This is a genomic window from Micromonospora sp. NPDC047707 (assembly GCF_040704235.1).
GTDB lineage: Bacteria > Actinomycetota > Actinomycetes > Mycobacteriales > Micromonosporaceae > Micromonospora.
Genome location: NZ_JBEYSU010000013.1, coordinates 130,233 through 156,816, shown reverse-complemented (window position 1 = coordinate 156,816; position 26,584 = coordinate 130,233). Strand labels below are relative to the sequence as shown.

At 72.7% G+C, this 26,584-nt stretch carries 23 protein-coding genes; 7 read left to right on the top strand and 16 right to left on the bottom strand.

Annotated elements, in window-relative coordinates; translation table 11 throughout:
- Positions 1 to 39 precede the first annotated feature (39 nt).
- Positions 40 to 1,317, top strand: coding sequence for a type VII secretion-associated serine protease mycosin (gene mycP / locus AB0873_RS17140; protein ID WP_366600677.1), 1,278 nt, complete (start codon positions 40 to 42; stop codon positions 1,315 to 1,317).
- A 131-nt stretch (positions 1,318 to 1,448) separates the two neighbouring features.
- Here the strand turns inward: mycP and AB0873_RS17135 are convergent, their stop codons facing one another.
- Both AB0873_RS17135 and AB0873_RS17130 read right to left on the bottom strand, forming a co-directional pair.
- Positions 1,449 to 1,742 carry a WXG100 family type VII secretion target gene (locus AB0873_RS17135; RefSeq protein WP_155329275.1) on the bottom strand — a complete coding sequence of 98 codons (294 nt, stop codon included), beginning with the start codon at positions 1,740 to 1,742 and terminating at the stop codon, positions 1,449 to 1,451.
- A 27-nt stretch (positions 1,743 to 1,769) separates the two neighbouring features.
- Positions 1,770 to 2,090 carry a WXG100 family type VII secretion target gene (locus AB0873_RS17130; RefSeq protein WP_155333948.1) on the bottom strand — a complete coding sequence of 107 codons (321 nt, stop codon included), beginning with the start codon at positions 2,088 to 2,090 and terminating at the stop codon, positions 1,770 to 1,772.
- A gap of 264 nt (positions 2,091 to 2,354) precedes the next feature.
- On the opposite strand from AB0873_RS17130, the gene eccE reads away from it, so the two are divergent.
- From eccE to rarD, 4 genes are all read left to right on the top strand, one after another.
- On the top strand, positions 2,355 to 4,232 hold the full coding sequence (gene eccE, locus AB0873_RS17125; protein WP_366600690.1) for a type VII secretion protein EccE: 1,878 nt from the start codon (positions 2,355 to 2,357) through the stop codon (positions 4,230 to 4,232).
- Positions 4,233 to 4,314: 82 nt separating this feature from the next.
- On the top strand, positions 4,315 to 4,701 hold the full coding sequence (locus AB0873_RS17120) for a phage holin family protein (RefSeq protein ID WP_366600676.1): 387 nt from the start codon (positions 4,315 to 4,317) through the stop codon (positions 4,699 to 4,701).
- A gap of 73 nt (positions 4,702 to 4,774) precedes the next feature.
- Complete coding sequence (locus AB0873_RS17115) at positions 4,775 to 5,266, top strand: GNAT family N-acetyltransferase (RefSeq protein ID WP_366600675.1); 492 nt, start codon at positions 4,775 to 4,777, stop codon at positions 5,264 to 5,266.
- Entirely contained in the window at positions 5,263 to 6,258 is a 996-nt protein-coding gene (rarD, locus tag AB0873_RS17110) for an EamA family transporter RarD (protein WP_366600674.1), read from the top strand. The genes AB0873_RS17115 and rarD overlap by 4 nt, the downstream gene beginning before the upstream one ends.
- Before the next feature lie 13 nt (positions 6,259 to 6,271).
- Here rarD and AB0873_RS17105 read toward each other — a convergent pair whose 3' ends face one another.
- On the bottom strand, positions 6,272 to 6,955 hold the full coding sequence (locus AB0873_RS17105) for a zf-HC2 domain-containing protein (protein ID WP_366600673.1): 684 nt from the start codon (positions 6,953 to 6,955) through the stop codon (positions 6,272 to 6,274).
- Complete coding sequence (locus AB0873_RS17100; RefSeq protein WP_155329280.1) at positions 6,952 to 7,518, bottom strand: sigma-70 family RNA polymerase sigma factor; 567 nt, start codon at positions 7,516 to 7,518, stop codon at positions 6,952 to 6,954. The genes AB0873_RS17105 and AB0873_RS17100 overlap by 4 nt, the downstream gene beginning before the upstream one ends.
- A gap of 178 nt (positions 7,519 to 7,696) precedes the next feature.
- On the opposite strand from AB0873_RS17100, the gene AB0873_RS17095 reads away from it, so the two are divergent.
- Entirely contained in the window at positions 7,697 to 9,817 is a 2,121-nt protein-coding gene (locus tag AB0873_RS17095) for a PhoX family phosphatase (RefSeq protein ID WP_366600672.1), read from the top strand.
- Positions 9,818 to 9,936: 119 nt separating this feature from the next.
- Here AB0873_RS17095 and AB0873_RS17090 read toward each other — a convergent pair whose 3' ends face one another.
- Positions 9,937 to 10,719: an IclR family transcriptional regulator C-terminal domain-containing protein gene (locus AB0873_RS17090; RefSeq protein WP_155329282.1), complete on the bottom strand. Its 783-nt coding sequence runs from the start codon at positions 10,717 to 10,719 to the stop codon at positions 9,937 to 9,939.
- A gap of 154 nt (positions 10,720 to 10,873) precedes the next feature.
- On the opposite strand from AB0873_RS17090, the gene AB0873_RS17085 reads away from it, so the two are divergent.
- On the top strand, positions 10,874 to 12,082 hold the full coding sequence (locus AB0873_RS17085; protein WP_366600671.1) for an MFS transporter: 1,209 nt from the start codon (positions 10,874 to 10,876) through the stop codon (positions 12,080 to 12,082).
- Between the two features lie 68 nt (positions 12,083 to 12,150).
- On the opposite strand, the gene AB0873_RS17080 is transcribed toward AB0873_RS17085, so the two are convergent.
- The 11 genes from AB0873_RS17080 to nuoE form a co-directional block, all read right to left on the bottom strand.
- The gene (locus AB0873_RS17080; RefSeq protein ID WP_366600670.1) at positions 12,151 to 13,236 is read right to left on the bottom strand and encodes a polyprenyl synthetase family protein; all 1,086 of its coding nucleotides are present in this window, start codon (positions 13,234 to 13,236) and stop codon (positions 12,151 to 12,153) included.
- 103 nt (positions 13,237 to 13,339) lie between these two features.
- The gene (nuoN, locus tag AB0873_RS17075) at positions 13,340 to 14,893 is read right to left on the bottom strand and encodes an NADH-quinone oxidoreductase subunit NuoN (RefSeq protein ID WP_155329285.1); all 1,554 of its coding nucleotides are present in this window, start codon (positions 14,891 to 14,893) and stop codon (positions 13,340 to 13,342) included.
- Between the two features lie 55 nt (positions 14,894 to 14,948).
- Positions 14,949 to 16,481 carry an NADH-quinone oxidoreductase subunit M gene (locus tag AB0873_RS17070; protein ID WP_366600669.1) on the bottom strand — a complete coding sequence of 511 codons (1,533 nt, stop codon included), beginning with the start codon at positions 16,479 to 16,481 and terminating at the stop codon, positions 14,949 to 14,951.
- A gap of 79 nt (positions 16,482 to 16,560) precedes the next feature.
- Positions 16,561 to 18,516, bottom strand: a complete 1,956-nt coding sequence (gene nuoL / locus AB0873_RS17065; protein ID WP_155333950.1) for an NADH-quinone oxidoreductase subunit L — start codon at positions 18,514 to 18,516, stop codon at positions 16,561 to 16,563.
- 13 nt (positions 18,517 to 18,529) lie between these two features.
- A complete protein-coding gene (nuoK, locus tag AB0873_RS17060; protein WP_155329287.1) occupies positions 18,530 to 18,847 on the bottom strand; it encodes an NADH-quinone oxidoreductase subunit NuoK in 318 nt (105 codons plus the stop codon).
- Positions 18,844 to 19,614, bottom strand: coding sequence for an NADH-quinone oxidoreductase subunit J (locus tag AB0873_RS17055; protein ID WP_155329288.1), 771 nt, complete (start codon positions 19,612 to 19,614; stop codon positions 18,844 to 18,846). The genes nuoK and AB0873_RS17055 overlap by 4 nt, the downstream gene beginning before the upstream one ends.
- Positions 19,611 to 20,246, bottom strand: a complete 636-nt coding sequence (gene nuoI, locus AB0873_RS17050; protein WP_167999654.1) for an NADH-quinone oxidoreductase subunit NuoI — start codon at positions 20,244 to 20,246, stop codon at positions 19,611 to 19,613. Before nuoI ends, AB0873_RS17055 begins: the two co-directional genes overlap by 4 nt.
- A 1-nt stretch (position 20,247) precedes the next feature.
- Complete coding sequence (gene nuoH, locus AB0873_RS17045; protein WP_155329290.1) at positions 20,248 to 21,594, bottom strand: NADH-quinone oxidoreductase subunit NuoH; 1,347 nt, start codon at positions 21,592 to 21,594, stop codon at positions 20,248 to 20,250.
- Positions 21,591 to 24,107, bottom strand: a complete 2,517-nt coding sequence (locus AB0873_RS17040; RefSeq protein WP_366600668.1) for an NADH-quinone oxidoreductase subunit G — start codon at positions 24,105 to 24,107, stop codon at positions 21,591 to 21,593. Before AB0873_RS17040 ends, nuoH begins: the two co-directional genes overlap by 4 nt.
- Positions 24,107 to 25,423: an NADH-quinone oxidoreductase subunit NuoF gene (gene nuoF / locus AB0873_RS17035; protein WP_366600667.1), complete on the bottom strand. Its 1,317-nt coding sequence runs from the start codon at positions 25,421 to 25,423 to the stop codon at positions 24,107 to 24,109. The genes AB0873_RS17040 and nuoF overlap by 1 nt, the downstream gene beginning before the upstream one ends.
- Positions 25,420 to 26,547 (bottom strand): NADH-quinone oxidoreductase subunit NuoE, encoded by a 1,128-nt coding sequence (gene nuoE, locus AB0873_RS17030; protein ID WP_366600666.1) that lies wholly within the window; start codon positions 26,545 to 26,547, stop codon positions 25,420 to 25,422. Before nuoE ends, nuoF begins: the two co-directional genes overlap by 4 nt.
- Between the last annotated feature and the right edge of the window lie 37 nt (positions 26,548 to 26,584).

Sequence of the window (26,584 nt, the reverse complement as noted above, 5' to 3'; positions counted from 1 at the left end):
ACATCGCGTTCCGGAGTCGACACGATACGGAGGCGGTCGATGTCCCGGAGTTCCTCGCGGCCGCTGCTCGCCGCTCTGGCGGTGACGGCGGCGACCCTGGTTGCCGTCGCCGCGCCGCCCCCCGCGGCATCCCCTCCCGGTGTCGCGGCCACCGAGCCGGAAGGCGCCGACCGCCGCGCACCGGCCGGTCCCGGCCTCGCCGGTCGGGCCGCTCCGGCGTGCGCGGCGCCTCTCGCGCCCGCGCGGCCCATCACGACGGTGCCGTGGCCGCAGCAGCGGTACGCCCCGGAGCGGCTGGCTCCGCTCGCCACCGGCGCGGGCGTGACGGTGGGAGTGGTCGACTCCGGCGTGGACTCCCGGCACCCGCAACTCGCCGGGCGGGTCCGCGCCGGTACCGACCTGCTCGACCCCGGCGGCGACGGCACCCGGGACTGCGCCGGCCACGGCACCGGAGTCGCGAGCGTCATCGTCGCCGCACGCCAGGACGGGGTGGCCTTCCACGGCCTCGCCCCGCAGGCTCGGATCCTGCCCGTCCGGGTCAGCGAGCAGCAGGTGGTCGACGGCCGGGAATCGGGGCGTACGGTCAGCGCCCGCGACTTCGCCCGGGCGATCCGATGGGCGGTCGACAACGGCGCCGAGGTGCTCAACCTTTCCGTGGTGCTGTACGTGGACAATCCCGCCGTGCGGGACGCGGTCGCCCACGCGCTCGCGCGCGACGTCGTCGTCGTGGCCGCTGCCGGCAACCTGCACGAGAGCGGTGATCCCCGGCCCTACCCGGCCGCGTACGCCGGTGTGCTCGGGGTGGGGGCGATCGGCGTGGACGGGGTGCGCTCCTCGTTCTCCCAGGTCGGCCCGTACGTCGACCTGGTCGCGCCGGGGAGCGACGTGGTGACCGCCGCCCCCGGGCAGGGACACCACCGGGCGGAGGGCACCAGCTACGCCGTGCCCTTCGTGGCCGCCACCGCCGCCCTGCTCCGGCAGTACCGGCCGGACCTGGACGCGACCGAGGTGGCGGAGCGGATTCTGGCCACCACCGATCCGGCTCCCGGGGCGGAGTACGGCGCGGGTGTGCTGAACCCGTACCGGGCGCTGACCGAGAGCGGCGGCGGTCCGGCCCGCACCCGGCCGGCCGCCGCCTTGCTCGACGAGCGGGCCGACCCGGCGCTACTGGCCCAGCAGGCGAGGCGGGCGGCGTCCCGGGACCGGGCGCTGCTGGTGGCCGCGATCGGCGGCGGGACGGTCACCGCGGCAGTGCTGCTGGCCCTCGTGCTGCCCCGGGGCGCCCGCCGCCGGTGGCGTCCGCCGGACCCGGCCTGAGAGGGGAAGGCCGGGTCCGGCGGTGACCGCGCGGGAGCGGTCGACCGCCCGGGGACGGTGACCGGTCGCGCGCGGGGCGGGCGGGCGGGACGAGGCGCCCACCCGGTCGGCCGGCGTCCGTCCCGCGGGTGTCACTGGAACAGGTTGGCGTTCCGCTTCTCCGTGTCGAGGTAGTCGGCGGCGGAGTCGTCCACCGCGACCTTGATGTCGCGCAACATCACCTGGAGGTCCTGCGAGGCGGACCGCCAGCGGGCCTGCCGCTGCTCGTACGCCGCGCGGGCCTCGCCCGACCAGCTCGCGACCAGCGGGGCGGCGTCCCGCTCGAGCTGACCGAGCTGCGCGTCGAGCGTGCTCAGCGCCTTCTGGATGTCCGCGCCGGCCTGTTGCAGCGCCGCGAAGTTGACGACCAGCACACCGTGCTCCATCGCTTGTCTCCTCCCCCGGTTCCGGGTCTACAGCGGCAGTTGGATGCCGCCGCGGTTGGTCGTGGACACCCGGCTCGCGGCGTCGGTGTCCGACACGTCGTACTGCTGGCCGGCGGTGCGGATGGCCGTGGCGGTCTCCCGCAGAGCCCGCTGCAGCGCCGCCTGGTCCTGCGCCCACTGCTGCTTGACCTGCTCGAACGAGCGCCCACCGGCGCCGCGCCAGGCCTGCTGCAACACCTCCAGCTCGGCCATCAGGCTGCTCAGCATCGACTGCAACGACTGGTCGACCTGCTCGAACTTCGCGGCGGTCTGCTGCATCACCGCGGCTTCCGCCTGGGTCTCGGACACTCCGGACGTCACCTCGTCTCCTGCGTCGTGGCTGGCCGTCGACACGCCCGCTCGGGGAGCGCGCCGCTCGCGCCGCCCGGGACGTCGAGCACGGCGGGCGCGGGTCAGCGATAACTCGTCGCTGACGGTAGCCGTACGATCGCGGTTCTGCTACCCCGCCCCCGTCCCCTGTGGACAACCGCCGGCTCCCGCCACGACGCCGGGACGCTTACGATGGGCGGCAGTCGCGTCGCAGCGCGTGATCGGTGAGGAGGTGCGGTGCCGGTGACCACCACGGCGAGCCTGCCCTCGTCGCCACCCGGGCGCACGCCACCCGCCCCACGCGAGCCGGGCCGCGCCGACCGGCCCGCCCCCGCCCCGACCGTTGGCGTCCACAGCGTCCTGCCGCCACAGTGGAGCCTCCGCCCGCGCCGGTCGGCCCGGCACGTCCGGGCCGGCCAGGTGGTCGCCGGGCAGGTCGCGGTGGCGGTCGTGGTCGTCGCCCTCGGGCGAGGCGCGGCGACGGCACTGGCGGGCGTGGCGATCGCCGCACTGCTCGTGGTGCTGGCCGGGGCACGCCTGCGCGGCCGCTGGCTCTTCGAGTGGCTGGGGACGGCCCTGGCGTACGCCCTCCGCCGGCGCGCCCTGCCGGCTGAGGCCGAGCCGGCCGCCCTGCTGGAGCTGGTCGACCCGGGCACCGCGCTGCGGCCGGCCGAGCTGGCCGGCGCGCCGGCCGCCGCGCTGGACGACGCCACCGGCATGGTCGCCCTGCTGGAGATCGTCGACCCCGCGGAGCTGATCGGCGACGGGTCACGGGCGCTGCCGTCCCCGGCCGCCCTGCTCTGCGCCGCCCCACCCGGTGGCCCGCCGGTGCGGATCCAGCTCCTGCTGGCCGGGGTGCCGGCGCCCGCCGTCGCGCTCGGCGGCGGCACGGTCGCCACCTCGTACCGGCAACTCACCGAGGGCCGGCTGCCCGGCCGCGAGCGGGCGGTGCTCGCCGTCCGGGTGCTCCGCGTCGACGGCGTGGCCCCGGACGAGCTGCGCCGGGCCCTGCACGGCACGGTGCGCCGGATTCTCCGCCGGCTCGCCCCGGTGGCCGCCCGGCCGCTGGGCGAGCACGCCGCGCTGCGGGTCCTGGCCGAGCTGGCTCACCACGACGCCGGGCCGGCGCGGGAGACCTGGCCCGCGCTCCGGTCCGGCGACCTGTGGCAGGCGACCTTCCAACTCGACCGGTGGCCGGACCCGCGCACCGAGGCAGCCCGGGGCCTGGTGGTGCGGCTGCTCGCCCTGCCCGCCACCGCGATCACGGTCTCCCTCAGCACCGGGCCGTGGGCCGGGGCCCCGGAGGCCGCCCCGTCCGACCTCGCCGTACGCCTCGCGGCCGGGTCACCGGCCGAGCTTGCGGCGGCGGAGCGGGCGCTGCACCGCGCGGTGACCGGGTCGGGCGGTGCGGTGCGGCGGCTCGACGGGGAGCAGTTGGCCGGGCTGGCCGCGACCGTGCCGCTGGCCCTGCCCGGTACCGGCCCGTCCGGGCCGGCCGCCGTGGAACTGACCGTCGGCGACGCGGGCCTGATGCTCGGCGCGAACCGACACGGAGCGGCCCTGACCGTCCGGCTGTTCCGTCCGGAGAGCACCCGGGTCGTGCTCGTCGGGGGGCTCCGCGCCGGCCAGTTGATCGCCCTGCGCGCGATGGCACTCGGCGCCCGGGTCGTCGTGCAGACCGCCCGCCCCCGCGCCTGGGAGCCGTTCGTCCGGGGCGTCGGTGCGCCGGGCGGCACGATCCCGCTGCTGCCACCCGGCCGTCCGCCCGGCGGCGAGCCGGGGTCCCCCCTGCGCCCGCTGCTGCTGGTCGTCGACGCCGGCCCGGTCCCGCCCGATCCCGAGCCCGGGCCACCGTGGCAGGCCACCCTGCTCCTCCGCGACGAGCTGACGGCGGCCGACGTCGCAACGCTGGGCCGCGCCGACCTGGCACTCCTCCAGCCGCTCGATCCCGCCGAGGCGGCGCTCGCCGGGGGCGCGCTGGGGCTCGGCGCGTCCGCCGGATGGCTCACCCGGATCCGGGAGGACATGGTGGCGGTGGTCAACCGACGGGCCCTGCGGTGGGCCCGGCTCATTCCGTCCCCGATCGAGGCGCAACTGGTGGGCCGCCCGACGCGCCGATGACCGACATCCGGCCGGCAGCAGCGGGCGGATGATGCGCCGGAAGGGTTTCGCCGATGATCGGTCCGTGGCAGCATCTTCCGCCATGGGTTTCCTGAAAGGGCTCCTGATCCGGCTGGCCGTCACGGCACTGGCCTTCTGGCTGGCCACGTTGCTGATCCCCGGGATCACGCTGGACTCGAACTCGGCCACCGAGACGGTCACGACGCTGGTTCTCGTGGCCGTGATCTTCGGTGTCGTCAACGCGGTGCTACAGCCGATCATCAAGACCGTGGGCTGCGGCTTCTACCTGCTGACCCTCGGACTGATCGCGCTGGTCGTCAACGGGCTGCTGTTCCTGCTGACCAGCTGGATCGCCGGCCAGGCCGGGCTGCCGTTCGATGTGGACGGCTTCTGGCCGGCCGCCGTGCTCGGTGCGCTCTTCGTCAGCGTGGTCACCTGGGTCCTCGGCGCCATCCTCGACCGCGACTGACGGCGGCGGCGCGGGTCCAGATCGCGGGAATTGGCTGCTGAGGTCACCGGAGCCGGCGACTAGCGTCGGAGCGGTGTTCATCCTGACCCGTGACGACGGCTACCTCATCAGCACCGACCCCGAGCGCCTCGACCTCGACCGGGTGCACCGCTGGCTCAGCACCGACGCGTACTGGGCCGTCGGGCGGGACCGGGCGACGGTGGCGCGCGCCTTCGCCGGCTCGATCGGCTTCGGGGTGTACCGGCCGGGCGACGGCCGCCAGGTGGCGGTGGCGCGGGCGGTGACCGACCACGCCACCTTCGCCTGGCTCTGCGACGTGTACGTCGACCGCTCCGAGCGCGGGCGCGGGCTGGGCAGCTGGCTGGCCGGCGCGGTCCGCGACCACCTCGCCGAGATCGGCGTACGCCGGATCCTGCTGTGCACCAACGACGCCCACGGCGTGTACGCGAAGGTCGGCTTCGCCCCGCTGGAGCAGCCGGAGCGGTGGATGCAGCTGGACCAGCGGGTGAACCCGGTCACCAGCAAGGAGCAGCAACCGGATACGCCCCTTACGGTGGAGGCGTGACGCCTCGTCGGCTCGGCTACCTGTACGGCATCGGCGCGTACCTGCTCTGGGGCTTCTTCCCGCTCTACCTGAAGCTGCTCCAGCCGGCCGGCCCGCTGGAGATCCTGGCCCACCGGATCGTCTGGTCGGTGGCCTTCGTCGCGCTGGTGCTGGCGGCGCTGCGCAACGTCGGCTTCCTGCGTACGCTGCTCCGCCGGCCCCGCGCCCTCGCCGGGATCGGAGCGGCCGCCGCGCTGATCGCCCTCAACTGGGGCACCTACATCCACGGGGTGAACTCCGACCGGGTGGTGGAGACCGCTCTCGGTTACTTCATCAACCCGCTCGTGGTCGTGCTGCTCGGGGTGTTCGTGCTGCGCGAGCGGCTACGCCCCGCGCAGTGGGTGGCGCTCGGCGTGGGCGGTGCGGCGGTGGCGGTGCTGACCGTCGACTACGGCCGGCTGCCGTACCTCGCCCTGGTCCTGGCGTTCAGCTTCGCCGGGTACGGCCTGGTCAAGAAGCGGCTCGGGCTGCCCGCCGCCGAGGGGCTCTTCGTCGAGTCGGCGGTGCTGGCCCTGCCCGCGCTGGGGTACCTGCTGTGGTTGGGCGGCGTCGGCGGGGCCGCCTTCGGTGCGGTGTCGGCCGGGCACACCGCGCTGCTGGTCGCGGCCGGCGCGGCCACCGCGATCCCGCTGCTGATGTTCGCCGGCGCGGCCAACCGGCTGCCGCTCACCAGCCTGGGGATGATCCAGTACCTCGCCCCGATCCTCCAGCTCGCCTGCGGTGTCCTCGTCTTCCACGAGCCGATGCCGCCGGCCCGCCTGGCCGGCTTCGCCCTGGTGTGGCTGGCCCTGGCCATCTTCACGACGGACGCCGTCCGCTCGGCCCACCGCCAGCGCCGCAGCCGCAACCGTCGTGCTGGACCGGCACCCGCCCCCCGCGATCTCGCGGTTTCGGTCGCCGCTTCGCCCGGTTCACCGCCTCCGTCCGGGCGGAAGCTGCCCGATCGCGGGTAACGGCGGAACGGCACTAGCGGACGTCGTAGGCCAGGACCGGGGTCCCGTCGGCGCGGACCAGCTCCAGCCGGACCAGTTCCGCGTCGGTGAACCGGGTGGCGGCGCTGATCCGCAGGTCGTCGCCCGGGCCGGCGAGCCACGAGCCGATCTGCTCGCTGGTGCCGTCGGCGCTGCGCGCGACCAGCCGGAAGGCGGACGCCTTGCGGTAGCCGACGGACGAGTCGTACCCGCACCGCATCGTCACCTCGGTGCCCCACTCGGTGCCGGTCAGCCCGATCTCGGCGTGCACCGGCACCGTGCCGGCGACCGGCTGCATGGCCACCATGTCCACTCTTCCGCGCGGGTCCGTACCGGGTAGCACGGCGGCCGTGCCGAGGCCGACGACCAGCGCCAGCGCCGCGGCGGCGAGCGTGGTGAGGGCGTACCGGCGACGGGTGGCCAGCCGTTCCCGGCGCCGGCGGTCCCGCGCGGCGGAGAGCAGGTCGGGCAGCCGGGAATCCTCCGGCGGCGGCAGGAACTGCTCCAGGCCGGCCGGGTCGAGCCGCCCGAGCAGGCCGGGGAGCACGGCGATCTCCGCGACCGCCTGGCGGCACTCGGCGCAGCCGGCGAGGTGCCGCTCGTACGCCGTCCGCTCGGCCGGCGCCAGCGCACCCAGCACGTACGCGCCGTCGTCGTGCGCGAACTCGCACCGGGTCATCCGGTCACCCCCATCTCGGCAAGGACCAACCGTAGTGAGCGCAGGGCGTAGTGCGTCCGGGACTTGACCGTGCCCGGCGGCACCCCGAGCCGCGCGGCGGCCTCCGCCACCGACCGGCCCTGGTAGAAGCACTCCACCAGGACTTCACGATGGGTGGGGCTGAGTCGGTTCAGGGCCTCGGCGACGGTCCACGCCTCCACCGCGCGCTCCGCCTCGTCGACCGTCTCCGGCGGCTCGGGCAGTTCGTCGGTGTAGACCTCCCCGACTCTCGTGGACCGGCGGCGCCAGGCGTCGATCGCCAGGTTGCGGGCGGTCGTGAAGAGCCAGCCACGGACCGAGCCGCGGCGCGGGTCGAGCGACTCCGGGTGCCGCCAGGCGCGCAGCAGGGTCTCCTGCACCAGGTCCTCGGCCCGCTGCCGGTCCCCGTTGACCAGGCGCAGGGCGTGCGCGTACAGCGCCTCCGCGTGCTCGTCGTGCAGGGCGCGGAGCAGGTGGGCGTCGTGGTCGCTGATGGCGGTCTCCTCGCTCTCGGCGCGAGTCCGGCAGGCCTTTCGCACGGACATACGTGCGGCCGTCGCGATCGGTTCAGCCGCAGGTCATCACCGTTGCCCCGGGCGAGTTGTTCATACCTGGTTCATATCGAGGCTGACGAGCGGCCACCGGCCCCTCCTAGCGTCCGGCGGGTACGCACGTCTTCGACCGACTCCGTCGTGCGCCATCCCACTCAGGAGGCTCCTCCACATGAGCGACCGTCCTCGGCTGCTCCCGCTGCTGGGCTCCACCCGCCACGGCAGCCGCGACGCCATGACCTGTCTCTACCGGTGCGGCAACGCCTGCGACCACCCGGTGCCGAACACCTCCGACAACGCGTACTTCGGGGACCTGGTGGACGCCGAGGTCTCTCGCCGTGGCGTGGTCCGTGCCGGCGCGGTCGGCGCGCTGGTTCTCGGCTTCGGCGGCGCGGCGGCCGGTGCGCTGGCCGGCGCCGGCGCCGCCTCGGCCGCCCCCGCCGCCCCGGCGGCGCCGGACGCCGCCGGCTTCGGCCGCCCCAGCGGCGGTATCGGCAGCGGCGCCCTGACCTTCAAGCCGGTCCCGCCGAACAAGCTCGACAGCTTCATCGTCCCCAACGGCTACGACCACACCGTCATCATCCGCTGGGGTGACGAGGTGGTCCCGGGGGCGCCCGAGTTCGACCTGCACCGCCAGACCGCCGCCGCGCAGGCGAAGCAGTTCGGCTACAACAACGACTTCGTCGGCGTGCTGCCGCTGAGCCGGAACCGGGCCCTGCTCGTGGTGAACCACGAGTACACCAACGAGGACCTGATGTTCCCCGGCTTCACCAGCCTGGACGCGCTGTCCGTGGAGCAGCTGAAGGTCGCCATGGCCGCGCACGGCATGTCCGTCGTGGAGCTGGAGCGGGTCGGCGGCAGCGGCGAGTGGCGCCCGGTGAAGTCCGGCCGGCGGCAGTACAACCGGCGGGTCACCGCCAACACCACCAAGTTCGAGCTGACCGGCCCGGCCGCCGGCTCGGCCTGGCTGAAGACCGCCGCCGACCCCAAGGGCCGCACGGTCATCGGCACGCTGAACAACTGCGCCGGCGGCGTGACCCCGTGGGGCACGGTCCTCTCCGGCGAGGAGAACTTCAACCAGTACTTCGTCGGCGGCGACGGTGCCCCGGAGGAGCTGAAGCCGAAGCTGGCCCGCTACGGCATCAGCACCACCAGCCGCTACCCGAGCGGCAACCGCAAGTGGGAGCGCGCGGACGAGCGCTTCGACCTGGCCAGGCACCCGAACGAGGCGCACCGGTTCGGCTGGATCGTCGAAATCGACCCGTACGACCCGGAGAGCCGCCCACGCAAGCACACCGCGCTCGGCCGGTTCAAGCACGAGGGTGCGAACGTCATCGTCGCCAGGAGCGGACACGTCGTGGCGTACATGGGTGACGACGAGCGGTTCGACTACCTCTACAAGTTCGTGTCGGACAAGAAGTTCATGAAGGGCAACTCCTGGGTCGCCCGGAACCACAACCTGACCCTGCTGGAGTCCGGCACCCTCTACGTCGCCAAGCTGGACTACACCAGCGCGGCCGAGATCGACGGCTCGGGCAAGCTCCCCGCCGACGGCGCGTTCAACGGCCGCGGCACGTGGATCAAGCTGGTCAGCGGCAACCGGTCGTACGTCGAGGGGATGACCGCGGCGGACGTGCTCACCTTCACCCGGATCGCCGGTGACAAGGTCGGCGCGACCAAGATGGACCGGCCGGAGGACGTCGAGCCGAGCCTGCTCACCGGCAAGGTGTACGTGGCGCTGACCAACAACACCAACCGTGGTGTCGGCAGCAACCCGACGGCGGACGAGGCGAACCCGCGTACCGCCAACAAGCACGGTCACGTGCTGGAACTGGTCGAGGACCGCAACGACAACGCGGCCGAGACCTTCGCCTGGTCGGTCCCGATCGTGGCGGGCGACCCGACCGACCCGTCGACCTACTTCGGCGGGTACGACAAGACGAAGGTGTCGCCGATCTCGTGCCCGGACAACGTCGCGTTCGACGCCACCGGCAACCTCTGGATCTCCACCGACGGCAACGCGCTGGGCAGCAACGACGGCCTCTTCGCGACCGCCATCGAGGGCCCGGAGCGCGGTCACCTCAAGCAGTTCCTCACCGTGCCGCTCGGCGCCGAGGCCTGCGGCCCGTTCATCACCGGCGACAACCGGTCGGTCTTCGTGGCCGTGCAGCACCCCGGTGAGATCTCCGGCGCCTCCGTCGAGAACCCCGCCTCCAACTGGCCGGACGGCGACTACGCCAAGCCGGGCGTCGTGGTCACGTGGCGCCTGGACGGCGGCCCGATCGGCAGCTGACAGCTCCCCTCGAAGGCGGTTCGGCGCTGGACCGCCGGGACGGGCCCTCTCCCATCCGGGGAGAGGGCCCGTTCGCGTCCGGACGTCACCCGCCCGCGGCCGGGGAACCGGGCCGCCCGTCAACTTTCGGCGGCGAGGCTGTCCGCGATGGTGCGGGCGGTGGTGAGCAGCTTCGCGCGGACCACCCGGGCGGACGTCATCATCTCGCTGGCCGGCAGCGCGCAGGCGAGCACCACCCGGCGCTCCATGTCCTTGTCGGGGGTCACCAGCACCGCCGCGCAGGCCACGCCCTGCCGGTACTGCCCCAGCTCCATCTGCATGCCCCGCCGCTCCCCCGCCGCCAGGTCGGCCTCGAACGCCTCCACCGTGGTCAGCGTGGCGGAGGTGAACGGACGCATGCCGTACTCGCGGAGGTAGCGGAACCGCTGCTCGGCCGTGAGTGTCGCGAGCAGCGCCTTCCCCAGCGCGGTGGCGTGCGCCCCCTCGTCGAAGCCGGGGACGAGGTCCTCCAGGTACGGCGAGCGCGCGCCCTCGGCGACCGCCGTGATCGCCACCTGCCCGCCGACGAACTTGCCGAGGTAGTGGCTGTAGCCGGTGTCGGCGGCGGCGCGGCGGAGGCACTCCCCGACCGCCTGCGGCCCCCGGAACGCCGTGACCAGCTCGCGGTAGCGGTCGGCCACCTCCAGGCCCACGATGTACGTGCCGTCCTCGCGGCGGATCACGTAGCCCTCGTACGCCAGTGTCCGGACCAGGTGGTAGGTGGTCGCCACGGTCAGCTCGCACCGACGCGCGATCTGCTTGACGGTCAGCCCCTTCGGGGCACGGCCGACCGACTCGAGCACTCGCAGCGCACGGGACACGCTCCGGATCAGGTCCGAGGGTTCCGCCAAGGGGTCGCGCACAACCACCTCCGCAGCCGGGGACTTACACCATATGAAATACGTGCCCGGCGCGAAATGCCTGATCGGGTGGAGGATGCCAGATCGTCACCCACCCGCCGTACCCGTCCGGCCACGAAGCGTGGGTCGAGAACGTCTCGCGTAGGTTGTTCAGATCATGGTCGACAGCGCGCTCCAGTCCCCCGACGCCCCGACCCGGCCCGTACGGGCCGCCGCCGGCGCCATCGCCGTCACCATCGCCTGCGTCCTGCCGGTCTTCCTGGTCGGCGGGCTCGCCGTGCAGATGGGCGACGAGCTGGGCTTCTCCCCGGCCGGCCTCGGGGTGGTCGTGGCGGTCTACTTCGGCGTCGGCGCGCTGGCGTCGGTGCCCTCCGGCACGCTCGCCGAGCGGTACGGCCCGGCCGTCGTGGCCCGGGCCGGCATCCTGGTGTCGGCGGGCGCCATGCTGGCCGTGGCCGGGCTCGCCCGGTCGTACCCGGTGTTGGTCGGCCTGCTCGCGCTGGCCGGCACGGCCAACGCCCTGGGGCAGCTCGCCAGCAACGCCGCACTGGCCCGGCACGTCCCGGTCCGGCGTCAGGGGCTGTCCTTCGGGGTGAAGCAGGCCGCCATCCCGGTCTCCACGCTGCTGGCCGGGGTGGCGGTGCCGACCGTGGCGCTGACCGTCGGGTGGCGCTGGGCGTTCGTGGTGGCCGCCGGTGCCGCCCTGGCTGTGTTGCCGGCCGTGTCCGCGCGGGAGCCGCGCCCGATCCGGACGACCACCCGGGCCCGGAGTGGGCGCGCCACCGGGGCCCTGGTCGTCGTCGGGGTGGCCGCGACCCTCGCCGCCGCCTCGGCGAACGCCCTCGGCACCTTCGTGGTGGACTCCGCCGCCACCCGGGGCCTGGCTCCCGCGCTGGCCGGCCTGACACTGACCCTCGGCAGCGCCGTCTGCGTCGCCGCCCGGGTCGGCGCCGGCTGGCTCGCCGATCGCCGGGCGAGCGGTCACCTGGCGGTCATCGCCGCGATGCTGGTGGTGGGGGCCGGCGGGCTCGGTCTGCTCGCGATGACCGGACCGGTCCCGCTGGTGGTCGGCGTGGTGCTCGGCTTCGGTCTGGGCTGGGCGTGGCCCGGGCTGATGAACTTCGCCGTGGTCCGGCTCCACCCGCAGGCTCCGGCCTCCGCCACCTCGATCACCCAGACCGGCGTGTACGCGGGCGGCTGCCTCGGCCCCCTGTCCCTCGGCCCCCTGGCAGCCCACGCGGGCTACTCGGCGATGTGGAGCACGGCGGCCGTCTCGATGCTGCTGGCCGCCGCCCTGATGCTGACCGGCAGCCGCCTCCTGTCCACCCCCCGGCCGAACACCGTCGATCATGAAGGTGGCGGGTGATATCGAGATCAACTCACCCGCCAACCCCATGATCAACGCGGCGTCGGGTGGGGGTGGGGTGGGGTGGGTCAGCTGGTGCGGTCGGCGATGTAGTCGCAGAGGGATTCGAGGGCCCGGCGGGCCGGGGTCTTCGGCAGGGGAGCCAGCCGGGCACGGGCATCCTCGGCGTAGCTGCGGACCGTCTCCCGGGCCCGCTTGAGGGCCGGGCTCTCCCGGAGCAGGCCGAGGGCCTCGGCGTGCAGGTCGTCGTCGGTGAGCGCGCCGGTCGCCAGGATCTCCCGCAGCCGCAGCGACGAGGCGTCCGCGTCGTCGGAGGCGAGCGCGTACAGCACCGGCAGGGTCGGGACGCCCTCACGCAGGTCGGTGCCGGGCGTCTTGCCCGACTGCACCGACTCGCTGGCGATGTCGAGCAGGTCGTCGGAGAGCTGGAACGCCACGCCGATGGTCTCGCCGTAGCCGGCGAGGGCCTCGGTGTGCTCCGGGCTGGCGCCGCCGAACATGCCCCCGAAACGCGCCGAGGTGGCGATCAGCGACCCGGTCTTCTCCGCGATGACGTTCAGGTAGTGCGCCACCGGGTCGTCGCCCGGCCGCGGCCCCACGGTCTCCGCGATCTGGCCGTGCACCAGGCGCGCGAACGTCCGGGCCTGGAGGCGGACGGCCTCCGTGCCCAGGTCGGCCGCGATGTCCGCGGCCCGGGCGAAGAGGTAGTCGCCCACCAGGATGGCGACCGAGTTCGTCCAGCGGGAGTTGGCGCTCGGGGCGCCCCGGCGCACGGGCGCCTCGTCCATGACGTCGTCGTGGTAGAGCGTCGCCAGGTGGGTGAGCTCCATCACCACCGCCGCGGGCACCACCTGCGGGCCGGTCGGGTCGCCGAACTGGGCACCGAGTGCCACCAGCAAAGGCCGGAACCGCTTGCCGCCCGCCTCGACGAGATGCCGGGCCGCCTCGGTGACGAACGGGTCGGCGCTCTCCACGCCGGCCCGCAGCTCGGTCTCGACCCTCTCCAGCACACCCAGCACCGACTCCTCGACGCGGGGATCGGCGAGGTGCAGGCCGAGCGCGCCGAACTGACCCGCGCTGTGCCGGCGCGGACGGCCACCCGCGCCGGTGGCACCTGAACGCTCGCCACCCGGATTCACCACGTCTCCAACCATGCCACACCCGTTCGACCAGCCCCGGGCCGGGGATGGCCGCGGCTCCGCGGACGCCGCGGGGGCCGGTACGCGAACGCGTTCCGGCCCCCGCGGGGCAGCGGTGTCACCGCACGAACTCGGCGGCTCCCGTGGCGAGGTCGAGCAGCGGTGCCGGGGCGACGCCGAGGACCAGGGTGGCGATCACGCCGATCATCAGCGCGGCGGAGGTGAGCCCGCCCGGGACGGTGACCGCCGGGGTCGACTCGCCGGGCTCGGAGAGCCACATCATGACGACCACCCGCAGGTACGGGAAGGCCAGCACCATGCTGGTCAGCACACCGGCGACCACCAGCCACGCCTGCCCGCCGTCCAGCGCCGGCCCGAAGACCGCGAACTTGCTGGTGAAGCCGCTGGTCAGCGGGATACCGGCGAACGCGAGCAGGATGAAGGTGAACAGCGCGGCGTAGAACGGCGAGCGGCGGCCCAGGCCCGCCCACCGGGACAGGTGGGTCGCCTCCCCGTCCGCGTCCCGGACCAGGGTCACCACGGCGAACGCGGCCAGCACCGAGAAGCCGTACGCCACCAGGTAGAACATCGTCCCGGAGACGCCCTCCCTGCTCGGCGCGAGCACGCCGACGAGCAGGTAGCCGGCGTTCGCGATCGACGAGTACGCGAGCAGCCGCTTGATGTCGGTCTGCGTGACCGCCAGCACCGCACCGACCAGCATGGTCAGCACCGCCACCACACCGAGGACCGGGGTGAAGTCCCACCGGGCCCCCTCGAACGCCACGTGGAAGACCCGCAGCAGGGCGCCGAACGCGGCGACCTTCGTGCAGGCGGCCATGAAGCCGGTGATCGGCGTGGGCGCGCCCTGGTAGACGTCCGGCGTCCACACGTGGAACGGCGCGGCGGCGGCCTTGAACAGCAGGCCGATGGCGATCAGCGCCATGCCGGCGAAGAGCAGCACCGGGCTGGCCGGGCTGTCGGCGACGGCGGCGTGGACGGTGGCGAAGTCCACCCCGGCCGGGCGGCCCGGGATGCCGGCGGTGAAGCCGTACACCAGGGCGACGCCGAACAGGAAGAACGCCGAGGCGTACGCGCCGAGCATGAAGTACTTCAGCGCCGCCTCCTGGCTCAGCAACCGCCGGCGGCGGGCCAGCGCGCAGAGCAGGTAGAGCGGCAGCGAGAAGACCTCCAGCGCGATGAACATGGTCAGCAGGTCGTTCGCCGCCACGAAGATCAGCATGCCGCCGATCGCGAACGTGGTCAGCGGGTACACCTCGGTGAGGCCGTTGGCCCCGTCGGCCTGCCGCCGGTCGTCGGCCGACTCGGCGGTCACCGCCGCCTGGGCCACGAACGCCCCGCCCCGCTCGACGGTGCGCTCACCGATGAGCAGCAGCGCCATCGCGGCGAGCACGAGGATCGCGCCCTGCAGGAAGAGCGTCGGCCCGTCCACCGCGATCGCCCCACCGATGGTGATGAGGCGGTCGTCGGCGTTCAGCACCACCATGGTCAGCGCGGCGAGCACCGCCAGCAGCGCCACCGACAGCTGGACCACGTGCCGCAGCCGCCGCGGCACGAACGCCTCGACCAGGACACCGACCAGCGCGGCACCCAGCATGATGAGCGTCGGCGCGAGCGCCGCGTAGTCGATCGACGGCAGTTTCAGCTCGGTCACTTTCGGAGCCGCCTTTCGTTCGCGACTGCGGGGCTCGCGAGCTCACGTCTCGCGGTCACCGCGATGCCTCCTGGACGTCGCCGGCCGACGGGGCCGGGTCGGTCCTGCCGATGTCCTGCATGGTGGCCTGCACGGCCGGGTTGATCACGTCGGTGACCGGCTTCGGGTAGAAGCCGAGCAGCACGATCAGCGCGATCAGCGGGGCCACCACGACCTTCTCGCGCAGGTTGAGGTCACGCTTCATGCCGTCGACCTCGGTCAGCGCCGGGTTGAGGGTGCCCTGGGTGGTGCGCTGCACCATCCACAGCACGTACGCGGCGGCCAGGATGATGCCGAGCGTGGCGATCACCGCCACCGGCTTGTTCACCGTGAAGGTGCCGATCAGCACCAGGAACTCGGAGATGAACGGTGCGGTGCCGGGCAGCGCCAGCGAGGCGAGACCGGCGAAGAAGAGCACCCCGGCCAGGATCGGCACCAGCTTGCCGGCGCCGCCGAAGTCGCTGATCAGGGCGGAGCCGCGCCGGGCGATCAGCATGCCGACGACCAGGAAGAGCAGGCCGGTGGCGAGGCCGTGGTTGACCATGTACAGCACCGCGCCGGTGGCCGCCTGGCTGGTGAAGGCGAAGATGCCGACCCCGATGAAGCCGAAGTGGGCGATCGACGTGTACGACACGAGCCGCTTGAGGTCGTTCTGGCCGACCGCGAGCAGCGCCGCGTAGATGATGCCGATCAGGCCCAGCGCCAGCGCCCACGGGGCGAACCACTTGGCCGCGTCCGGGAACAGCGGCAGGCAGTAGCGCAGGATGCCGAACGTCCCGACCTTGTCCAGCACGCCGACCAGCAGGGCGGCCGCACCGGCGGGCGCCGCGCCACCGGCGTCCGGCAGCCAGGTGTGGAACGGGAAGAACGGTGCCTTGATCGCGAACGCGAGGAAGAACCCGAGGAACAGCCAGCGCTCGGTGCCGGTGGAGATGTCCACCTGGCTCAGCGCCGCCCAGTCGAAGGTCTTCCCGCCGACCACCCACAGGCCGATCACGGCGGCGAGCATGAACAGACCGCCGACCAGGGAGTAGAGGAAGAACTTCACCGCCGCGTACTGCCGCTGGTGGCCGCCGTAGCTGCCGATGAGGAAGTACATCGGCACGAGCATGACCTCGAAGAACACGTAGAACAGGAAGACGTCGGCGGCCGCGAAGACGCCGATCATCGTGCACTCGAGGACGAGCAGCAGCGCGAAGTACACCGGAACGGACCGCTTGGACGCCTCCGCGTCATGCCAGCTCGCCAGGATCACCAGCGGCACCAGGACCGCGATCAGCATCAGCATGACCAGCGCGATGCCGTCGGCGGCGAAGGTGAAGCTGACGCCCCAGTTGGGGATCCACGGGTACGACTCGCGGAACTGGAACCGCTCACCGCCGGTCTGCCAGGTCACCCACATGACCACCGAGAGCGCCAGCACCAGCAACGACCAGCCGAGCGCCACCTGCTTGGCCAGTTCCGGCCGGTGACGGGGCAGGAAGGCGACCACGAGGGCGCCGACGAGCGGCGCCACCGTGAGCACGGAGAGGAACGGAAAGTCGGACATTACGCGGCCTTACCTCCGTCGTCACTGCGCGGTCCGCCGGCGACGGCCGCGTACGAGGCCGACAGCCTCTTGAGGTCGATCACGCCAGCCACCCCGCCTCGACGGCCAGGAAGGCCGCCACCACCAGCAGAGCGCCGGCCAGGATCGAGGTGGCGTACGACCGGACGAAGCCGGTCTGCAGCCGCCGGAGGCGGCCCGAGCCGCCACCCACCCCGGCGGCGAGGCCGTTGACCAGCCCGTCGATGCCGCGGTTGTCCAGGTAGACCAGCGCCCGGGTGAGGAAGATGCCCGGCTTCTCGAAGACCGCCTCGTTGAAGGCGTCGGTGTAGAGGTTCTTCCGGGCGGCGGTGACCAGCACCCCGGCCGGCTGCGGCTCGGTGGCCGTGCCGGCCCGGAACAGGAACCAGGCCAGGCCGGCGCCGGCCACGGTGACCAGGATGGACAGGATCGTGATCGCGAGGTGCGACAGCACCGCCTCGTGCGCCTCCGTCTGGCCGCCCAGCCCGGCGGTGGCCTCCAGCCACTCCGGGACCGGCCCGGCCATCAGCGCGCCCGCCGCGAGCGAGCCGACGGCGAGCAGCACCAGCGGGATGGTCATGAGCTTCGGCGACTCGTGCGGGTGCTCGATGTCCTCGGTCCAGCGGGCCGGGCCGTGGAAGGTGAGCACGAACAGCCGGGTCATGTAGAACGCGGTCAGGCCGGCACCGAGCAGGGCCGCCGTGCCGAACAGCCAGGCCGTCCAGCCCTCCCGCTCGAACGCGGCCACGATGATCGGCTCCTTGGAGAAGAAGCCGGAGAACGGCGGCAGGCCGATGATGGCCAGCCAGCCCGTCATGAAGGTCAGCCAGGTGATCTTCATGTACTTCGACAGCCCGCCGAAGCGGCGGATGTCGACCTGGTCGTTCATGCCGTGCATGACCGAGCCGGCGCCGAGGAACATGTTGGCCTTGAAGAAGCCGTGCGCCAGCAGGTGGACGATGGCCAGCGCGTACGCCGCACCGCCGAGGCCGACACCGAGGAACATGTAGCCGATCTGGCTGACGGTCGACCAGGCGAGCACCCGCTTGATGTCGTCCTTGGCCGCGCCGATGACGCAGCCGATCAGCAGGGTCAGCGCGCCGACGCTCACCACGACCAGCTGGAGCGTCGAGTTGGCCGAGAAGATCGGGTTCGACCGGGCGATCAGGTAGACGCCCGCGGTGACCATGGTGGCCGCGTGGATGAGCGCGGAGACCGGGGTCGGGCCCTCCATCGCGTCCGGGAGCCACGCCTGGAGCGGGAACTGGCCGGACTTGCCGGTCGCGCCGAGCAGCAGGAGCAGGCCGAGCAGGAGGACCGTGGTCGAGGTCAGCGCGCCGACCCCGCTGAAGACCTCGTCGTACTGGGTGGTGCCGAGGGTGGCGAACATGATGAAGATGCCGATCGCCAGGCCGGCGTCGCCGACCCGGTTCATCAGGAACGCCTTCTTGCCGGCCGTGGCGGCGCTCGGCCGCTCGTACCAGAAGGAGATCAGCAGGTACGACGCCAGACCGACGCCCTCCCAGCCGAAGTAGAGCATCACGTAGTTGTTGCCGAGCACCAGCAGGAGCATGGCGGCGACGAACAGGTTGAAGTACCCGAAGAACCGCCGGCGGCCGGCGTCGTGCGCCATGTACTCCACCGCGTACAGGTGGATCAGGAAGCCCACCCCGGTGATCAGCAGGACGAAGACCGCGGCCAGCGGGTCGAAGAGCAGGCCGAAGTCCACGTGCAGGTCACCGACGGCGATGAACTCCCACAGGCTCAGCTCGACGGACCGGTTCTCCAGGCCGCGCAGCTGGAAGAAGTAGGTCAGGCCGAGCACGAACGCGACGCCGATCGACGCGACGCCGAGCCAGTGCCCCCACCGGTCGGCCCGCCGGCCGAGCAGCAGCAGGATCGCGGCGCTGACCAGCGGGATCGCGACGAGCAGCCAGACGCTGCCCAGCAGCCCGTCGGCCGGCGCGTACGTGACGGCGCCCACCGGCTCGACCGGAGCGTTCGCCAGAATCTCCATCACCGCAGGCCCCTCAGTACTTCAGCAGGTTGGCGTCGTCGACGCTCGCCGAGCGTCGGGTCCGGAAGATCGCCATGATGATCGCGAGCCCGACCACGACCTCGGCCGCGGCCACCACCATCACGAAGAACGCCATGATCTGGCCGTTGAGGTCACCGTTGATCCGGCTGAAGGTGACCAGGGTCAGGTTGGCCGCGTTGAGCATCAGCTCGACGCACATGAACAGCACGATCGCGTTCCGCCGGATCAGCACCCCGGCGGCGCCGATGGTGAACAGCACCGCGGCGAGGACCAGGTAGTAGTTCGGTTCGACCGAGAAGAACTCGTTCACTTGTCGGTCCCCTTCAGCGAGGTCTCCTCGGCGGTCAGCTCACGGACCGGCAGGATGTCCGGGGTGCTCCGTTCGGTCAGCCGGCCGTCGGGCAGGCGGGCCGGGGTGGCGACCGACGAGGAGGTGGCGAAGACACCCGGGCCGGGCTTCGGGCCGGGGTAGTTGCCGGGGCGGAACCGCGCCTTCATGGTGGCGACCTGGTCCAGCCGGTCCTCCTTGCGGCGCTCGATGTGCGCGAGCACCATCGCGCCGACCGCGGCGGTGATGAGCAGCGCCGAGGTCAGCTCGAACGCGAAGACGTACTTGGTGAACAGCAGCCGGGCGATGCCCTGCACGTTGCCCTCGGTGTTGGCCGCCGTCAGCCCGGCGGCGGTGCCGCCGTCCAGCGCCCGGTACACCCCGGTGCCCACCAGGCCGGCGAAGCCGAGCCCGAGGAGGATCGCCGCGACCCGCTGCCCGCGCAGCGTCTCGATCAGCGAGTCGGACGCGTCACGGCCCACCAGCATCAGCACGAACAGGAAGAGCATCATGATCGCGCCGGTGTAGACGATGATCTGCACCATGCCGATGAACGGCCCGGCCTGGAGCACGTAGAACACGCCCAGGCAGAGCATCGTCAGCACCAGCCAGAGCGCCGAGTGCACCGCGTTGCGGGCGACGACCATGCCGACCGCGCCGAGCAGCGCCAGCGGCGCCAGGATCCAGAAGGTGACCGCCTCGCCGCCGGACACCGAGCCCGCCGCGGCGAGCACCGTCTGCGTGGTCATGCTCCGTCTCCCTTGCCGGCCCGCTGCGCGGCCTGCTCGGCACCGGGGAACGTCACCCCGGGGTGCTCGTCGAGCTGGTAGCGGCCGGGGCCCATCGGCGAGTGCTCCGCACCGGCGGAGGTGCCCGGGTTCTCGAGCGCGCCGACGTAGTAGTCCTTCTCGCTGTCACCCAGCCGCATCGGGTGCGGCGGCTGCTCCATGCCCGGGAGCAGCGGCGCCAGCAACTGCTCCTTGGTGAAGATCAGGTCCTGCCGGTTGTCCCGGGCCAGCTCGTACTCGTTGCTCATGGTGAGCGAGCGGGTCGGGCAGGCCTCGATGCAGAGCCCGCAGAAGATGCAGCGCGCGTAGTTGATCTGGTAGACGCTGGCGTACCGCTCACCCGGGGAGAAGCGCTGCTCCTCGGTGTTGTCGCCACCCTCGACGTAGATCGCGTCCGCCGGGCAGGCCCAGGCGCACAGCTCGCAACCGATGCACTTCTCCAGGCCGTCCGGATGCCGGTTGAGGATGTGCCGCCCGTGGTAGCGCGGCGCCGAGACCGGCGGCTTGAACGGGTAGTCGGTGGTGACGACCTTCTTGAACATGTGCGAGAAGGTGACCCCGAAGCCCTTGAACGTTCCGGTGATCGCGCCCACGTCACACCTCCCTGGAATCCGTGCCGGCGGCGATGTTGGCCGGCTCCCGCTCGGCGACGACGCGCCGGGTGCGCGGGCTCGGTGGCACCTGAAGGTCCAGCGGGGGCAGCGGGAAGCTGCCCGGTGGACGGTTGTTGACCTGCTCGGCGAGCGTCGGCTTCGGCGCCGGCTTACGGGTCGGCCAGAACAGCGTGGCGAGCAGGAGCAGGCCGGCGGGGATGCCGACGGCGATCAGCTTGCTGCGGCTGTCCCAGTCCTCGATCGACCGCAGGCCGGCCAGCACCAGGATCCAGACCAGGTTGATCGGGAGCAGGACCTTCCAGCCGAAGCGCATGAACTGGTCGTAGCGCAGCCGGGGCAGCGTGCCCCGCAGCCAGACGAAGACGAAGACCAGGGCGACGACCTTGCCGAAGAACCACAGCATCGGCCACCAGCCGGAGTTCGCGCCCTCCCAGATGGTGATCGGCCAGGGCGCGTGCCAGCCGCCGAGAAAGAGCGTCACGGTGACCGCGGACATCGTCACCATCGCCACGTACTCGCTGAGCATGAAGAGCGCGAACTTCAGCGAGCTGTACTCGGTCATGAAGCCCGCGACCAGTTCGGACTCCGCCTCCGGCAGGTCGAACGGCGCCCGGTTGGTCTCGCCGACCGTGGCGATGAAGAAGATGATGAAGCTCGGCAGCAGCAGGATCGCGTACCAGCCGGGCGCCGAGATCTCGGTGCCGAACACGGTCAGCCGGGTGGCGTCACCCTGCTCGGCGACGATCCCGCTGGTCGACATCGTGCCGGCGGTCATGAACACCGCGACGATGCTCAGGCCCATCGCGACCTCGTACGAGATCATCTGGGCGGTGGAGCGCAGACCACCGAGCAGCGGGTACGTCGAGCCGGAGGCCCACCCGCCCAGCACGACGCCGTAGACGGCCAGCGAGGAGCAGGCCAGCACCACGAGTACCGCCACCGGCACGTCGGTGACCTGCAACGGCGTCCAGTGCCCGAAGATGCTGACCATCGGGCCGAACGGAATCACCGACAGCGCGGTGACCGCACAGACCACCGAGATGACCGGCGCGAAGAAGTAGACGACCTTGTCCGCGGCCTTCGGGAGGATGTCCTCCTTGAAGGCCATCTTCAGGCCGTCGGCGAGGGTCTGGAGCAGGCCGAACGGGCCGACCTGGTTCGGGCCCGGCCGGACCGCCATGCGACCGACGACCCGCCGCTCGAACCAGACCCCGAGCAGGGTGGCGAGCAGACCGAAGGCGAACGCGAAGACGATCTTGCCGAGGATCAGCCACCACGGATCCCGGCCGAAGTCCGCCAACGTCGGGTCCTGCGCGAGGAAGGTCATGAGACACCCCCGGAGTTGAGGAGCGGGCCGGGACGGCCGGCGGCGTCGGCGGCGACCGGCGCGTCGGCCTGCTGGGGAACGGCCGGCGCGCTCGCGCCGGCGGAGACCCGCACGACCGCGCCGGACGTGACGCCCAGGCTGCGGCGGACCGTCGAGCCGGGCGAGTTGGTCGGCAGCCAGACGACGCCGTCCGGCATCTCGGTCACCGCGGCCGGGAGCGTGACCGCGCCCCGGTCGGTGCCCACGGTCACCGCCTCGCCGTCGGCCACGCCGATCGCCTCCGCGGTGCCCTTGCCCAGCCGGACCACCGGCGGCCGGGCCGTGCCCGCGAGGTGCTCGTCGCCGTCGGTCAGGCTGCCCAGGTCGATCAGCTGGTGCCAGGTGGCGAGCACCGCCTCGCCGGCGCCCGGCTGCGGCACCGCCGCCGGGGCCACCGACGGCGCGGCCGGCCGGGTGGTGCGGGTACGCGGCAGGCCGCCCAGCTCCCGGCGGACGGTCGGCACGTCAGCGGTGCCGAGCCGCACGTCGAGGTGCGCGGCGAGCGCGTCCAGCACCCGGCCGTCGGTCATCGCGGCGGTGTGCAGGACCGCCTCGAACGTCCGCAGCCGTCCTTCCCAGTCCAGGAAGCTGCCCGCCTTCTCGACCGCCGGGGCGACCGGGAAGACCACGTCGGCCCGCCGGGCCACCGCGCTGTTCCGCAGCTCCAGGCTGACCAGGAACGGCACCGCGTCGAGCGCCGCCTCGGCCTGGCGCGGGTCGGCCAGGTCGGCCGGGTCGACCCCGGCCACCACCAGCGCCCCGAGCTGACCGGCGGTCGCCGCGGCGAGGATGCCGTCGGTGTCGCGGCCGGCCTGGCTGGGGATGACCCCGGCCGGGATGTCCCACGCCTCGCCCAGTTCGGCCCGCGCGGCCGGCTCGGTGACCAGCCGGCCACCGGGGAGCAGGTTCGGCAGGCAACCCGCGTCGACCGCGCCGCGGTCACCGGCGCGCCGCGGCACCCAGGCCAGCTTCGCGCCGGTACGCCGGGCGACGTCCGCTGCGGCGGAGAGGCCACCGGGAACCGAGCCCAGCCGCTCGCCGACGATCAGGATCGCCCCCGGCTGGCTCAGCGCCTCGGCGACCGTGGCGTGCTCGGCGAGCACGCTCGCCTCCTCGCCCGGCACCACCCGGGCCAGCTTGGCACCGAGCTTCTCCAGGCCGCGCGTCGCGAACGGCGCGATGGCGTACACCGTCAAGGTCTTCTTCAGGTACGCCTTGCGCAGCCGCAGGAAGAGGATCGGGCACTCCTCCTCCGGCTCCAGGCCGACCAGCACCACCGCCGGCGCCTTCTCGACGTCCGGGTACGTGACGTCGGTGACCCCGGCGACCGTGCTGGCCAGGAACTCGGCCTCCTCGCGGGAGACCGGGCGGGCCCGGAAGTCGATGTCGTTGGTGTGCAGCGCGACCCGGGCGAACTTCGCGTACGCGTACGCGTCCTCGACGGTCAGCCGGCCGCCGGTGAGCACGGCCGTGCCCTGCCCGCCGTCGCGCGCCGCGCGGAGGCCCTCGGCGGCGACGGTCAGCGCCTCGCTCCACGACGCTTCGCGCAGCTCACCGGTGCCCGCGTCCCGCACCAGCGGGGTGGTGAGCCGGTCGAAGGCGCGGGTGTACTGGAAGCCCCACCGTCCCTTGTCGCAGTTCCACTCCTCGTTGACCGCCGGGTCGTCGCCGGCCAGCCGCCGCAGCACCTTGCCGCGCCGCCAGTCGGTGCGCTGGGCGCAGCCGGCCGAGCAGTGCTCGCAGACGCTGGGGCTGGAGACGAGGTCGAAGGGGCGGGCCCGGAACCGGTACTGCGCGCCGGTCAGCGCGCCCACCGGACAGATCTGGACGGTGTTGCCGGAGAAGTACGAGTTGAACGGGACGTCCCCGTCGTCGCCCTCGGTGCCGTACGCCTCGTCCCGGTAGATGTTGATCTCCTCGGCGGACGACCGGTTCATCAGGTCGATGAACTTGTCGCCGGCGATCTCCTCGGAGAACCGGGTGCAACGCTGGCAGAGGACGCAGCGCTCGCGGTCGAGCAGCACCTGGGTGCTGATCTCCACCGGCTTCTCGTACTCCCGCTTGTGCTCGTGGAACCGGGAGTCGGTACGGCCGGTCGACATGGCCTGGTTCTGCAGCGGGCACTCGCCGCCCTTGTCACACATCGGGCAGTCGAGCGGGTGGTTCACCAGCAGCAGCTCCATGATCCCCTCCTGCGCCTTCTTGGCGACCGGGGAGGTGAGCTGCGTCTGCACGACCATGCCGTCGGCGACGGTCTGGGTGCAGGAGGCGACCGGCTTGCGCTGCCCCTCCACCTCGACCAGGCACTGGCGGCAGGCGCCGGCCGGGGCCAGCAGCGGGTGGTCGCAGAACCGCGGGATCTCGATGCCCATCTGCTCGGCGACCCGGATCAGCAGCGTCCCCTTCGGGGCGGTGACCTGGATCCCGTCGACGGTCAGCGTGACCGTCTCGGTCTGCTTGGCTACATCGGTCATCAGTGGGCTCCCACCAGCTGCTTGTCGGAGAGCTTCGGAGCGGTACGTCCCTCGATGTAGTCGAGGTAGTCCTGCTTGAAGTACTTCAGCGACGAGGTGACCGGGCTGGTCGCGCCGTCACCCAGGCCGCAGAACGAGCGCCCGAGGATGTTGTCGCAGGTGTCCAGCAGGGTGTCCAGGTCCTCGTGGGTGCCCTGGCCGGAGAGGATCCGGCGGTAGACGCGGACCATCCAGTAGTTGCCCTCACGGCACGGGGTGCACTTGCCGCACGACTCGTGGTGGTAGAACTCCAGCCACCGGTAGGTCGCGTACACCGGGCAGTCCTGGTCGGAGAAGATCTGCGTCGCCGTGGTGCCGAGGATCGACCCGGCCGCCGCCACCCCCTCGAAGTCCAGCGGCACGTCCAGGTGCTCGGCGGTGAGCAGCGGCGTCGACGAGCCGCCCGGCGTCCAGAACTTCAGGTTGTGGCCGGGCTGCATGCCGCCGGCCAGCTCGATCAGCTCGCGGAGCGTGATGCCCATCGAGCACTCGTACTGGCCGGGGTTGGCGATCCGGCCGGAGAGCGAGTAGATCATCGGACCCGACGACTTCTCGGTGCCCATGGTCCGCCACCAGTCCGCGCCGCCGAGCACGATGTACGGGACGCTGGCGATGGTGCCGACGTTGTTCACCACGGTCGGGCTGGCGTACAGGCCGTGGGTCGCCGGGAACGGCGGGCGCAGCCGCGGCTGCCCCCGGAAACCCTCCAGCGAGTCCAGCAGCGCGGTCTCCTCGCCGCAGATGTACGCACCGGCGCCCGAGTGCACCACCAGGTCCAGGTCGAACCGGGAGCCGAGGATGTTCCGCCCGAGGTAGCCCTTGGCGTACGCCTCCTGCACCGCGTTGCGCAGCCGGCGCGCGGCGTGCACGGCCTCGCCCCGGATGTAGATGTAGGCGCGGTTCGCGCGGATCGCGTACGACGCGATGATCACGCCCTCGACCAGCGAGTGCGGGTCGTGCGTCATCAGCGGCAGGTCCTTGCAGGTGCCCGGCTCGCCCTCGTCGGCGTTGACCACGAGATAGTGCGGCTTGCCGTCGCCCTGCGGGATGAACCCCCACTTGAGACCGGTCGGGAAGCCCGCGCCGCCGCGACCGCGCAGCCCGGAGTCCTTGATGAGCTGGATCAGGTCGTCCGGGTGGGCCTTGAGCGCCTTGCGCAGCGCCGCGTACCCGTCGAGCTTCTCGTAGGTGCCGACCCGCCAGGCGTCCGGCGACAGCCAGCGCTTCGTGAGCACCGGCGTAAGCTTGGCCAGCGTCTCCGGCCGAGGAGTGGTCACTTCTGGGCCCCCCTGTCGCTCGCGTTGGGGGAGCGCGTACCGGCCCCCGCCTCCGCCTCCCTGAGGTTGCGCTCCTGCGTACCGGCCTCGTCGCCGGCGGGCTTGCCGTCACCGGCCGGCGGGTTCGCCGCCGCGCCCGCGGCCTCGGCCTCCCGGGCGTCGCGGGGCGACGGGGGTACGCCGTCCACCGGAACCTTCGTGCCCGGCGCGTCGGGGACCGCCGTCTTCGCGTCCGGCTGCCGGGTCTCGGCCGCCCGCACCTCGGGCGACTTGTCGTCCGGCGCCTTGACGTCCCGGGTGGTGCTGCCGACCGCCGCGGCCGGCGGGGCCGGCTCGCCCGCACCGGCGTTGCCGGCCGGTCGGGCGCCGTTGCCCGCGGCCGGCGGCGCCTTCTCGGCGGCCTCGGCCTTCGCCTTCTCGGCGGCCTCGTCGGCCTCCGCCTTGCTGCGGATGGGCGTGTTCGGGTCGAAGCCCGACACGGCGATGCCGTGCTCCTGCGCCAGCCGCAGCCCGCGCAGGGTCGGATCGCCCGGGACGCCGTCGGCGACCGCGCCCTCACGCTCGTCGGCGAACCCGGCGAGCTGCACCGACATCTCCTTCAGCGTGCAGAGCCGGGCCCCCCGGCTCGGCACCGGCCGGCCGCCGCCGCGCAGCTCGTCGACCACGCCGACCGCGGTGTGCGGGTCCACGTTGTCGAAGAAGTCGTAGTTGACCGTCATCACCGGGCCGTAGTCGCACGCCGCCAGGCACTCGGCGTGCTCCAGGGTGATCGTCCCGTCGGCGGTGGTCTCGTCGTGCCCGACGCCGAGGTGCTCGGCGAGCGTGTCGTAGACCTGCTGGCCGCCGAGCACGTTGCACATGGTGTTGGTGCAGACGCTGACCAGCCAGTCACCGGTCGGGCGGCGCTTGTACATCGTGTAGAAGGAGGCGACCGCGCCGACCTGGGCCTTGTTCAGCCCCAGCACCTCGGCGCAGAACGCGATGCCGGCCGGGGAGACGTACCCCTCCTCGGACTGCACCAGGTGCAGCAGCGGCAGCAGGGCCGAGCGGGACCGGTCGGCCGGGTACCGGGCGATGATCTCCCGCGCCCGCGCCCGGGTCTCTTCACTGAAGGTCGTGCTCATCGGAGTCGCCTTTCCGTTCACGACTGCGGGGCTCGCA